Source organism: Streptomyces geranii (assembly GCF_002954775.1).
Classification (GTDB): domain Bacteria; phylum Actinomycetota; class Actinomycetes; order Streptomycetales; family Streptomycetaceae; genus Streptomyces; species Streptomyces geranii.
On sequence record NZ_PJME01000016.1, the window covers coordinates 122150 to 134049 of the forward strand.

The window sequence follows — 11900 nt, forward strand, 5'->3', positions numbered from 1 at the left end:
GCACGACGGCGCCCCTCCGGCGGCCTCACGAGAACCGCCGCACATACCGCGCCTGCCAGGGCGTCTCCACCGCCCGCCGGTCGTACCCCGCCCGCACGAAGGCGACGGCCTCCCCCGCAGGCACCCCGTCCAGCACCGCAAGACACGCCAGCGCCGTCCCCGTACGCCCCCGCCCACCCCCGCAGGCGACCTCCACCCGCTCGTCCGCCGCCCGCTCCCACACCTCGACCAGGGCGGCACGAGCGTCCGCGCGGTCCTTCGGGAGGCGGAAGTCGGGCCACTCCAGCCAGCGGAACTCCCAGGAGACGGGCGGGGGTTGGTGCCCGAGGAGATAGACGGCGTACGAGGGTACGGGCGCCGCCGGGTCGAGCGGCCGGCGCAGGCCTCGGCCCCGGACCAGGCGTCCGGAGGGCAGCCGCAGCACGCCCGGGTCACCCTCGTGCCAGCGCCCGTCGGCCCGGTCGCCCGCCGGAACATCCCCTTGCTCGCCCATCCGTACATTCGAACCCGGCCTCGAACCCCGGGCAACCGATTCCCGGGAAACGGTGGTCTGGTGGGCGAGGGGGTACTTGATGCAGGCCGAACTAGAGGCCCAGTTCCACGATTTCGTCAGAGCGCGGTGGTCCCATCTGGTGCGTACCGCGTATCTCCTGACCGGCGACGCCCATCACGCCGAGGATCTGACGCAGACGGCGCTGGCGAAGGCGTACCGCTCCTGGCGGCGGGTCTCGCGCAGCGACAATCCGGAGGCGTACGTCCGCCGGATGCTGGTCAATTGCAACAGTGACCGGTTCCGCAAGCGGCGGGTGCGGGAGGCGCTCACCGACGCGCCGCCCGAACGGGCGGGCCGCGACGAGGCCGTCTCCTGGGCCGACGAACGCAGCGCGCTGCTCGGCGCACTCGCCCAACTCCCGCCCAAGCAACGGGCGGTGGTGGTCCTGCGCTACTGGGAGGACCTGTCCGAGGGCGAGGTCGCCGACACGCTCGGCTGCTCCCAGGGCACGGTCAAGAGCCAGGCGTCCAAGGGGCTGGCGAAGTTGCGCGCGTATCCGGGGCTGGCGGGCGTCGTGGGGCGGCCCGAGCCCGGCGGCGACGGCAACAGCCGTAGCGGCAGCGGTACTTCGCAGGTTCGGGAAGGTGTCCGGTGAGCGCGGAAGAGCGGCCGGAGCAGGCACAAGCAGCAGGGCAGCAGCACATGGGAAACGAACACGGGAAGGACTTCGAGGCACAGGTGCGCGAGTTGATGGCGGAGGACGCCTACACGATCCGGCCCTCGGCGGCGCCGTATCCGACGATCCGTCACCGGGGCGTGCGGGAGCGCCGGCGACGGGTGGCGGCGACCGGGGCGATCCTGGTCGCACTGGCGGCGGCGCCCGTGGGGGCGTACGCGGTGAGCGGCAACGGCGGCGGCGGAAACGGCTCCGACACGGCGGCACCGGTGCCGTCGGTCAGCGCCTCGCAGGAGTCGACACCGAATCCCGTACAGTCGAGGCGCGTTGGAGCGACCGGTCCGGCGACGCCGGGGCAGCTGCTCGACGGGATCACGCTGGCGCAGGCGTCGGACGGGCTGGAGAAGTGCCTCGCGTACGACCGCGAGAACCAGAAGCAGCGGACGCCCGCGACGCGGACCGATCTGGGCGACGCCGCCGGCTACCGGATCATCCTGGCGCAGAACAGCACCGGCGACTCCAACGCGCCCGGTGACGGCATCTACGTCGTCGCAGTCAAGACGCAGACGGAACAACCGCAAGTGACCCGGCTGATCTGCAGCATCAAGGACGGTCAGGCACAGGGCCTCAACACCAGTGGTGGCGGCCTGGAGTTGGACAACGGCGGCCCGGTCATGCCCGACATGAACGGCGGCAAGCTCTACCAGCAGTCGATCATCGACAAGGGCAACTGGAAGCTGCCTTTCCGCTGGAGCGTCATCGGCCAGGTCGAGCCCTCGGTGGCCAAGGTGACCGTCTCGTACGGCGACGCCACCAGCGAAGCCGCCCTGGACGACGGCTGGTTCGTGGCCTCCGGCACCCTGAACGAGCAGGTCACCCTGGCTCCGCACGTCAAGGGGTACGACGACACCGGCAAGGTCGTCTACGACTCGGACGACGACACGATGTACGAGAAGACGCTGCCGTAGGCGGGAGCGCGACGGGATGGTGACGGGGGGCGCCGCACAGGGGACGGCGCCCCCTTTCGCGTACCCGCGCAGGTGCCCGTACCCGCTTGGCCCGTCTGCCCGCCCTCAGCCCACACCCCGGGACTCCTGTGCCGCCCGCGCCTCGATGCCCCGGAAGTGGACCGCCAGGGCCCGTTGCGCGCCCTCCACGTCGTGGGCGCGGAGGGCCGTGACGATGTCCCGGTGTCTGCGGGCGGTCAGTTCCGGTGCCGGGTCGTCGTGCCAGCCGCGGGCGCCGGAGACTCGGCGGAACACCGTCCAGAAGGCGCCGAGCAGTTGCGGTACGAGGGCGTTGCCGAGGGGGCCGTACAGCGCCTCGTGGAACTCGCGGTCGAGTTCGGGGAAGCGGCGGCCCGAGCGGCCCGCCTCCTCCATCCGGGTGACGACGGAATCCAGCCGGTCGAGTTCGGCGTCGGACAGCACGGCCGCGACCCGCCGGATCATCCCGTCCTCCAGCACCTCTCTGACCTGGAGTATCTCGGCGAGCGCGGCACCGTCGCCGTCCGGCCGGGCGAGCGTACGGAACGTCAGTCCGTCAACCAGCGGAGTCAACGAGGCCTGGCCGACGTACGTCCCGTAGCCGTGCCGGATCTCGACGATGTCGAGGGCCTGGAGGGCCTTGAGGGCCTCGCGGACGGAGTTGCGGCTGACGCCGAGGGCCGCCATCAGCTCGACCTCGGTGGGCAGCGGTGCGCCCGCCCGGAGTTTGCGGTCGAGAATCAGCTGCATGACCTCGCGCTGCACCTGGCCGCTCACCCGCCGCTCGGGCCGGCGCCGCTTCCCGGACTCCTGAGACATGCGGCGCATCGTACGCTCGCCGGACATCCCACGTCCCACCTCTGGGCGCAGAGAAAGCCAACTACCCTTAATTCACATTGTCCTTGGTCGTATTTCATATCGCCATTGGTCGCACCTCTGGCAGATACGCCATTCGTGTGCGATCTCTTGACCGGCCCCACGGCCCCTCTTATGGTCACGCTGCCCCCTATGACGTAGGACGTCGTATCTCCTCACCTTTTCGGACCCCACCCCGCTGGAGGAATCGTGCGCGACGTGACCCGCGACGCAACCCACGACGTGACCCACTACGTGTCGGCCGCCCCGCACCGCCGGTCGTTCCTGAAGTACACCGGCGCGCTGGGTGCCGCCGCCGCCATCTCCTCCTCGCTGTCGGCGTGTTCGTCCGGCCCGGAGTCCACCAATGACACCGGGGGCGGCGCCGGGGGCGCGAACAGCACGCTCACGGCCGTGATCGGCTACGGCAACGACGGCAGCTGGGACCCCACGCAGACGGCGTCCGCCTTCTCGATGGCGGCCAACAACCACATCTACGAGGGCCTCCTCGACACCGATCCCATCTCCCGCGAGCCGTACGCCGCGCTCGCCACAGCGGTGCCCGGCGACCTCTCCAGCACCTCCTGGAAGTTCACGCTGCGGGCCGGGGCGACCTTCCACGACGGAAAGCCGGTCACCGCCGACGACGTCGTCTTCGTATTCGATCGAATCCTCGATCCGAACACCCAGACACTCGCCAAGGGGTTTTTCGCCAGTTGGCTGAAAGAAGTGAAAAAGGTCGACGCGCAGAATGTCGAACTGGTGTTGAAGTTCCCCTTCCCCGAAGGGGTTTCCCGGCTCACGCTCGCGAAGATCATGCCCAAGCACGTCTTCTCCCAGCCGGGCGGCTGGGAAGACGCGATCAAGGGCAAGGCGATCGGCTCGGGGCCGTACCGGCAGACCGCGCACCACCCGAAGTCGAACACGACCTTCGAGGCGTTCGCGGCCTACAACGGTCCGCGCAAAGCCGCGTTCAAGAAGATGAACTGGATGACGATAGTGGATGCCGCGCCCCGCGTCGCCAAGATCTCGGGGTCCAGTGCCGGCGCGCAGATCGCCGACAACATCCCGTACGCCAACATCCAGCAGCTCAAGAGCGGGGGCATGGACGTCCAGGGCGGGGCGGGCATGAACAACCTGTTCCTGATGTTCAACACCAAGCGCAAGCCCTTCGACGACGTACGGGTCCGCCAGGCGCTCCACTACGCCATCGACACCGGGAAGATGGTCGAGGTCGCCCTCAAGGGCCACGGCAAGCCGTCCTCGTCCTTCCTCAACGAGGCCAACCCCAGCTACCGGGCGGCGAAGGTCGTCTACGACTACGACCCGGACAAGGCGAAGGCGCTGCTGAAGGCCGCCGGGGTCAGCGGGCTGAAGATCGAGATCCTGTCCGTGAACGTCAGCTGGATCGTCGACTGCCTGCCCACCATCAAGGCGTCCTGGGACGCGATCGGCGTCGAGACGACCCTCAACCCGCAGGAGACGACTGCGGTGTTCACGAAGATGGACCAGAAGCAGGACTACCAGGTGGTGTCCGCGGCCTCGAACCCCAACCAGTTCGGCCTCGACGCGGACCTGATCATGCACTACAACTACGGCCCGCAGAACCTCTGGATGGGCTACGCCCGTTGGGCCGACAACTCCGTGGCCAAGCAGCTCTTCAAGGACATGGACCGGGCGACACAGGAGCCGGACCCGGAGAAGAAGAAGGCGATGATCCAGGACTACATCGACGTCGTCGCCGAGGAGGCCGTGCTCTATCCGGTCGTCCACAACGAGCTGATGACCGCCTGGGACCCGAAGAAGCTCGTCGGCATAAGGGCACAGCCGTACCCGGGCATCAACCTCCTCCAGGCCAAGTGGGTCTAGAGCCTGTTCGGGCTGCCACCAAACACCGCTAGCTGTACGGGAGTTCGTACGTGGTCGCTGTCGCCAGAATCCTGGCCCGCAGGATCGTCCTGCTCGTCCCGCTGATGCTCGGCATCGTGCTGTTCGTGTTCCTCGTCATGCGGTTCTCGGACGTCGACCCGGCCTCCGCGTTCTTCCAGGGCGCCAACCCGACCCCGCAGCAACTGCACGACTTCCGTGAACAGAACGGCCTGTTGGACCCGTTCCCCGTCCGCTACTTCCACTTCATCGGCGATCTCCTCCAGGGCGACATGGGCACCAGTGCGCTGACCCGCGCGCCGGTGCTCGACCAGGTCACCACCGCGCTGCCCCTGACCCTCCAACTCACCTTCCTGGGCCTGGGTATCGCGGTGGTCCTGTCCCTCCTGGGCGGCGTCACGGCGGCCATCTACCGCGACCGCCTGCCCGACCAGATCATCCGCGTCGTGTCCCTCACCGGCGTCGCGGCCCCCGGCTTCTGGCTGGCGCTGCTGATGATCCAGTACCTGGCCGTCGACCTCGGCTGGTTCCCGACCGGCGGCTACATCAACCCGGCCGACTCCTTCACCGGCTGGCTGAAGACGATGACCCTCCCGGCCTTCGCCCTCTCCCTGCCGGTCGCGGCGCAGCTCACCCGCATCGTCCGTACGGCGGTGGTCGAGGAGTTGGACAAGGACTACGTCCGCACGGCGATCGGCAGCGGCCTGCCGCCGAGGGTGGTGGTGGGCCGCAACGTCCTCCGCAACGCGCTGATCAACCCGCTTACGGTCCTGGGCCTGCGCGTCGGCTACCTCCTCGGCGGCGCCGTCGTCATCGAGACGATCTTCTCGCTGCCCGGCATGGGCAAGCTGATGATCGACGCCGTGAAGAACGGCGACCCGGCCGTCGTCCAGGGAGTGGTCCTGACGACGGCGACCGGCTTCGTGGTCGTGAACCTGGTCATCGACATCCTCTACCTCCTGGTCAACCCGCGTCTGAGGGATGCGACCTGATGTTCCTCCAGTTCACGTCCACGTCCACGCTCACGCGAACGAAGGGTGCGGCCGGATGTTCATGATGTTCGAACGGGGGCGCCTGGCCGCCCTCCTGTCCCGCCCCGGCATCCGACTGCGCGGCTGGCGCCGGCTCCCGGTCCTCTCCCGGATCGCGGTGTGCTTCCTGGCGGTGGTGGTGTTCGTGGCGGTCTTCGCCCCCTACATCTCCCCCGACGATCCGCTGGACCAACAGCCCCTGATCGGCGGCACGGGAGCCCCCTCCGCCGAGCACTGGATGGGCCAGGACAGCCTGGGCCGCGACATCATGAGCCGACTGATGTACGGCGCCCGCTGGTCTCTCGCCATCGGTCTCGGCGCGACCGCACTGGCCCTGACGGTAGGGGCGTTGATCGGCGCGATCGCGGCGACGTCCCGCAAGGCGGTCGACGAGACGCTGATGCGCTGCCTGGACGTCGTGATGGCGTTCCCGGGCATCGCGCTGGCCGCCGTGCTCGTCGCGGTCTTCGGCGGCGGCATCACGGTCCTGATCTGCGCGATCGCGTTCCTGTTCACCCCGCCGGTGGCAAGGGTGGTGCGGGCGAACGTACTTGACCAGTACGGCGAGGACTACGTGACGGCGGAACGGGTGATCGGCGCACGCACACCGCACATCGTTCTTCGCCACGTGGCGATCAACTGCGCAGCCCCCGTCCTGGTGTTCTGCACCGTCCAGGTGGCGGAGGCGATCGTCTTCGAGGCGTCGCTGTCGTTCATCGGCGCGGGCGTACGGCCGCCGGACCCGTCCTGGGGAAGCGTCATCGCCGACGGCAAGAACATGGTCCTGACGGGCGGTTGGTGGGCGACGGTGTTCCCGGGCCTGCTGATGCTGATCACGGTCCTGTCCCTGAACGTCCTGTCCGAGGGCGTGTCGGACGCGTGGGCGGCACCGGCGGCGCGGGACGTGGAGGTACGCGAGGAGGAGGACCGCCTGGAGGCCCCCGAGCCGGGCACGGGCAAGGTCCTCGCCCTCCCGGGCCTGACGCAGGCGGCGGAGAGGCTTCGCGCACGAGCCCGCCCGGTCCCGACGGGCCAACCGGTACTGGCGGTCGAGAACCTGACGATCGGCTTCGCGGCCCGCCACTCGGGCGTGAACATCGTCGACGGCATCAGCTTCGAGGTGCACCCGGGCGAAGTCCTGGGCCTGGTGGGCGAGTCGGGCTGCGGAAAGTCCCTGACGGCGCTGACGGTGATGGGCCTGGAACCGAAGGGCGCCCGGGTGACGGGCCAAGTCCGCTTCAACCAGCGGGACTTGCTGACGGAACCGATGCGCGTACGCCGCAAGCTGCTCGGCCACGAGATGGCGATGATCTACCAGGACGCCCTGTCGTCCCTGAACCCGGCGATGACGATCCGCTCGCAGTTGAAGCAGGTCGTACGACGGGGAGGCCACCGCACCCCGGAAGAGCTGCTGGGGTTGGTGGGCCTGGACCCGGACCGCACCCTGCGCAGCTACCCGCACGAGCTGTCGGGCGGCCAGCGCCAACGAGTGCTGATCGCGATGGCCCTGTCCCGGGACCCGAAGCTGATCGTCGCGGACGAGCCGACGACGGCGCTGGACGTGACGGTGCAGGCCCAGATCATCGAGCTGCTGCTGCGCCTGCGCGCGGAGTTGGACTTCGCCCTGATCCTGGTCTCGCACGACCTGGCCCTGGTGGCGGACGTGACGGACCGGGTGGTCGTGATGTACGGCGGCCAGATCGTCGAGACGGGAGTCACGGCGGACCTGGTGGGCTCCCCTTCCCACCACTACACCCGGGGCCTGCTGGGCAGCGTGCTGTCGCTGGAGTCGGCGGCTGACCGCATGACCCAGATCAAGGGAACGGTCCCCTCCCCCGCCGACTTCCCCAAGGGCTGCCGTTTCGCGGACCGTTGCCCGATGGCGACGGAGGTGTGCCGTACGACGGCCCCCGATCTCCTCGGCGCCCGGACCCACTTGGCGGCCTGCCACCACCCGGCGATCGACCTGACGTCGCCGGAGCCGACGGGAAGCGAGAGCGTGAAGTGAGCGGTACTGCAACTCCGTCGGCGGGCCCACTGGTCGAGCTGTCGGACACACATGTGGTCCACAAGGCCCGCAGCGGCGGCCTGTTCACCCGGGACCGCGTGTACGCCCTGACGGGAGCCGACTTCAGGGTCGCGCCCGGCGAGACGGTGGGCGTGGTCGGCGAGTCGGGGTGCGGGAAGTCGACGCTGGCGAAGGTACTGGTGGGTGTGCAGCCACCGACGTACGGCCAAGTCTCCTTCCGTGGAGCCGACTTGTGGACGATGAAGCCGGCGGAACGCCGCTCGGCCATCGGTACGGGCACGGGCATGATCTTCCAGGACCCGTCGACGGCCCTGAACCGCCGTCTGACGATCCGCCAGATTCTCCGTGACCCGCTGGACGTACACAGAAGGGGCACGACGAAGGAACGGGAGGAGAGGGTAAGGGAGTTGATGGGGCTCGTAGGCCTCCCGCGAGCGCTGGCGGACGGCTTGCCGGGCCAGCTGTCAGGCGGTCAGCGCCAACGAGTGGCGATCGCACGGGCGTTGGCCCTGTCCCCCGACCTGGTGGTGGCGGACGAGCCGACAAGCGCGCTGGACGTATCGGTCCGGGCCCAGATCCTGAACCTCCTCCTGGATCTGAAGGAGCGGCTGGGCCTGGCGCTGGTCTTCGTTTCGCACGACATCCAGACGGTACGGCGGATGAGCGACCGGGTGATCACGATGTACCTCGGCCGGATCGTGGAGGAGTCCCCGGCGGACGAGGTGACGGACCGGGCGCGGCACCCGTACACCCGAGCGCTGTTCTCGGCGACGCCGGGACTGCTGGACCCGATCGACCCGATTCCCCTGGTCGGCCCAGTCCCGTCGGCGACCCGTCCCCCGTCCGGCTGCCCGTTCCGCACGCGCTGCTGGAAGGCGACGGAGGTGTGCGCGGAGGGGATGCCGGAGTTCACGGCCGCGTCAATCCCGGGACACCGTTTCCGTTGCCATCACCCTGTGGAGGAAGGCCGGGCGACCAGGGAACTGGTCGCCCAGGCGGTGGCCGCCGTGCCCGACGCGGCCTCTGACGTGCAGAAAACCCCCGTAGCACCAGTAGCACCACCGAACACCCCGAAAGATCCCAGGGAGCCCTGATGACCTTCCCCACCCCCCTGACCGGTGTCGTCCCTCCCGTCTGCACTCCCCTGACACCGGACCGCGGGGTGGACGTACGCTCCCTCGTCAGGCTGGTCGACCACCTGATGGAAGCGGGCGTGGACGGCCTGTTCGTGCTCGGTTCGTCGTCGGAGGCGGCGTATCTGACGGACGACCAGCGCCGGCTGGTGGTGGAGACGGTGGTGGGCCATGTCGCCGGGGCGCTCCCGGTCCTGGCGGGCGCGATCGACATGACGACGCCCCGGGTCCTGGACCACGTACGGTCGGTCTCGGCGGCGGGCGCGGACGCGGTGGTGGTGACGGCCCCCTTCTACACGCGCACCCACCCGTCGGAGATCGCCCGCCACTTCCGCCTGGTCGCGTCGGGCAGCCCGGTCCCGGTGGTGGCGTACGACCTCCCGGCATCGGTCCACAGCAAGCTGCCCCCGGGGTTGGTGTTGGAGCTGGCGGCCGACGGTGTCCTGGCAGGCCTGAAGGATTCGAGCGGCGACCTGGCATCGTTCCGGGCGGTGGTGACGGGGGCGCGGGAACACCCGGGGATCAGCGGGTTCAGCGTCCTGACGGGGAGCGAGCTGCTGGTCGACTCGGCGCTGGCGATGGGGGCGGACGGGGCGGTTCCGGGGCTCGCGAATGTCGACCCGCACGGGTACGTGCGCATGGACCGGTTCTGCCGGGCGGGTGACTGGGAGCGGGCGCGGGCGGAGCAGGAACGGTTGTGCGTGCTGTTCGGGATGGTGGGGGCGGGGGATCCGGTGCGGATGGGGGGGAGTTCGGCGGGGTTGGGGGCGTTCAAGGCGGCGCTCTATCTGCGGGGGGTTATCGATTGTCCGGTTACCGCTGATCCGCAGATTCCGTTGTCGGAGGACGAGGTGGAGCGGGTGGGGAAGTTCTTGGCGGGGGCGGGGTTGTTGTAGGAGGCGGAGGGACGGTTTCAAGAGCCCCTCCACACGCGTCATTGCTCAAGGAGTTCCGATCAGCCCTTGAGTTTGTCGAGCTTGTGCGCAGCGACCTGGCTGCTGACCGTCTCCGCCAGTGCCTCCGGGGCGTCCGCCTTCTTCCGCATGTCTTCGAGCCAGGCTTCCGGGGAAACCCAGGTGAGCGGCAATCCGGCCCTCGGCCACCTGCCTGCGAGGTCAGCGGCGATGCCAAGACCGTCCTCGACAAGGTCATGCCTGCCGACCGCCGCTGCGATGAGGATGCTGTCCTCCATCTCCACCACGGCCGGGGGAAGTCCCTTTTCCTGACGGGCAGAGGAGGACGAGTGATACTCCTTCACGATCGCTTCCAGCGACGGCGATTCGTCGAGGGAAAGCACACTCTGTGCTTTCAAAGCGTCGGCCGCACGTTGGAACTCTCCTTCATGGCGAGTGAAGAGTACGGTTTCCGGCTGCCCGGAGGGACGCTCCAGGCGCCGTCCCAAAGTCAGGGAAACCACGGGAAATCCCTGGTCAGCGCATGCACGTGCGCTGTAGGAAGATATCCGTCCCCGGACGTGGTCCGGTCGAGACAGATCCCCTGCACGACCGGACCGATCCTTCGCAAAAGGCGCAGGGGGCGCCAGACGACGAACCCGGGGAACTCCGCAGCCCAGTCCTTCGTCACGCGTGGCGCTGTTGCGGCGGCAGCCTGCCTGGTCATGCGATCACCAATACCTCGCTGTCGCCGTACGACCCCGGTCTCACATTCAACGAGAGAATCGACGGGCAGGCGGACGGTCGCGAAGAAATCGCGAGCCGCCCGGTCTTTGCTTGTCCCGCATACGAGACGGAATACCGATAGTTCTCCATAAGATGAAGCACCTTGTTCTGATCGAGATCTCCTCCCGTCTTGACCAATCTTTCCTTTGAGAACGGCAGCTACAAGCCGGCCCGCCAGCGGGGTGCCTCGTTATCGGGCTCGTCCGGGCTTGTGAAGTGGAAGGGCACGCTGAAGGTTCCGGCCAGAGCGGTGCCTGTTCTCTCGGCTTCCTGCGCTTCTGGCCAGGGCGGTACCCGCCCGTTGAAGACGCGGAGATCCGAGCCATGACAGATCGGGCAGTTCGCGGATGCGAGCCGCCAGCGCCTCTGCGTCCCTCGGCGGATCGGGCTGCCGGACGATTCGGTCGGCCAGAGCCTGATAGCGGGCCATCACCACGTGCCGACAGTCGTGGAGACCAGGGTGGGGCACCTGGGTTCCCTTCCGTAGGACCCGAACCGCTTCCATCGTCACTCGGATCGCCTCCAGGCGACGGTCACGCAGTACGAGACCGTCGACCTGCTCACGTACCGATGCCGGCAACGCATCCCACCACCATGTCACCACCACGGCATTACAACCGACGGCCTGGCGCCGGACCCCACTGGGGACGATCCCGCCCCTACTTGCCGGGCGACGGTTGAGGGGTCCTTCAACTGGGTCCAGGCAGCATGCCTACGCGTCATTCGATGGGGCCGAACCATCCTGGTTCCGGCTCAGCGAGGATTCCCGCTCGTGCCATGCCACGGCACTCCTGAACAAGGTCGTCTCTGGACGGAACCGGACTCATGCCGACGCTTCGCGCAAAAACCTCCAGGCGCCAAGCGTCAAACGCCTCCGACCCGTCCAGGAGAAGGTCCATGTCGATCGCCGACCCATCGGGTCCGGTCATCCGACACCCGCGTCCATGGATCGAGTACGAGAAGCCAGCATCCGAGTGAGCCCTTCGTTCCAGCTCCCCGGCGCGGACGGCCTTCAGCACGTGGTCCAGCGAGTCGAATTGCGGGTAGCTGACCGTCAGTGCAGTCATGATGAGCGTGCGATGACACAGGAAGGAATAAATACAGTCAGCCGCGTTCGACTGACTCACCCGC

The 11900-nt window shown here is 68.5% G+C and carries 11 protein-coding genes; 7 read left to right on the forward strand and 4 right to left on the reverse strand.

Translation table 11 applies throughout. The annotated features are described in order from the left end of the window. Positions 1 to 25: 25 nt before the first annotated feature. Positions 26 to 493 carry a protein-tyrosine phosphatase family protein gene (locus tag CW359_RS22310; protein ID WP_105971844.1) on the reverse strand — a complete coding sequence of 156 codons (468 nt, stop codon included), beginning with the start codon at positions 491 to 493 and terminating at the stop codon, positions 26 to 28. A 79-nt stretch (positions 494 to 572) separates the two neighbouring features. Here CW359_RS22310 and CW359_RS22315 point away from each other — a divergent pair, with 79 nt between their 5' ends. Together CW359_RS22315 and CW359_RS22320 are read left to right on the forward strand one after the other, a co-directional pair. Further along, the gene (locus CW359_RS22315) at positions 573 to 1148 is read left to right on the forward strand and encodes a SigE family RNA polymerase sigma factor (RefSeq protein WP_232838529.1); all 576 of its coding nucleotides are present in this window, start codon (positions 573 to 575) and stop codon (positions 1146 to 1148) included. 47 nt (positions 1149 to 1195) lie between these two features. Beyond that, positions 1196 to 2137, forward strand: a complete 942-nt coding sequence (locus tag CW359_RS22320; protein ID WP_105971845.1) for a hypothetical protein — start codon at positions 1196 to 1198, stop codon at positions 2135 to 2137. A 105-nt stretch (positions 2138 to 2242) separates the two neighbouring features. Here CW359_RS22320 and CW359_RS22325 read toward each other — a convergent pair whose 3' ends face one another. After that, complete coding sequence (locus CW359_RS22325) at positions 2243 to 2974, reverse strand: FadR/GntR family transcriptional regulator (protein WP_198655331.1); 732 nt, start codon at positions 2972 to 2974, stop codon at positions 2243 to 2245. A gap of 246 nt (positions 2975 to 3220) precedes the next feature. Here CW359_RS22325 and CW359_RS22330 point away from each other — a divergent pair, with 246 nt between their 5' ends. The 5 genes from CW359_RS22330 (at position 3221) to CW359_RS22350 (ending at position 9986) form a co-directional block, all read left to right on the forward strand. Beyond that, on the forward strand, positions 3221 to 4879 hold the full coding sequence (locus CW359_RS22330; RefSeq protein WP_408647504.1) for an ABC transporter substrate-binding protein: 1659 nt from the start codon (positions 3221 to 3223) through the stop codon (positions 4877 to 4879). A 50-nt stretch (positions 4880 to 4929) separates the two neighbouring features. Beyond that, complete coding sequence (locus CW359_RS22335; protein ID WP_105971846.1) at positions 4930 to 5889, forward strand: ABC transporter permease; 960 nt, start codon at positions 4930 to 4932, stop codon at positions 5887 to 5889. 64 nt (positions 5890 to 5953) lie between these two features. Further along, positions 5954 to 7936: a dipeptide/oligopeptide/nickel ABC transporter permease/ATP-binding protein gene (locus CW359_RS22340; protein WP_105971892.1), complete on the forward strand. Its 1983-nt coding sequence runs from the start codon at positions 5954 to 5956 to the stop codon at positions 7934 to 7936. After that, entirely contained in the window at positions 7933 to 9051 is a 1119-nt protein-coding gene (locus CW359_RS22345) for an oligopeptide/dipeptide ABC transporter ATP-binding protein (protein ID WP_198655333.1), read from the forward strand. The genes CW359_RS22340 and CW359_RS22345 overlap by 4 nt, the downstream gene beginning before the upstream one ends. Next, positions 9051 to 9986 (forward strand): dihydrodipicolinate synthase family protein, encoded by a 936-nt coding sequence (locus tag CW359_RS22350; RefSeq protein WP_105971847.1) that lies wholly within the window; start codon positions 9051 to 9053, stop codon positions 9984 to 9986. Before CW359_RS22345 ends, CW359_RS22350 begins: the two co-directional genes overlap by 1 nt. 59 nt (positions 9987 to 10045) lie before the next feature. Here CW359_RS22350 and CW359_RS45385 read toward each other — a convergent pair whose 3' ends face one another. After that, complete coding sequence (locus CW359_RS45385) at positions 10046 to 10507, reverse strand: hypothetical protein (protein WP_157968615.1); 462 nt, start codon at positions 10505 to 10507, stop codon at positions 10046 to 10048. A 981-nt stretch (positions 10508 to 11488) separates the two neighbouring features. After that, positions 11489 to 11896 carry a DUF6896 domain-containing protein gene (locus CW359_RS22365; RefSeq protein WP_105971849.1) on the reverse strand — a complete coding sequence of 136 codons (408 nt, stop codon included), beginning with the start codon at positions 11894 to 11896 and terminating at the stop codon, positions 11489 to 11491. Between the last annotated feature and the right edge of the window lie 4 nt (positions 11897 to 11900).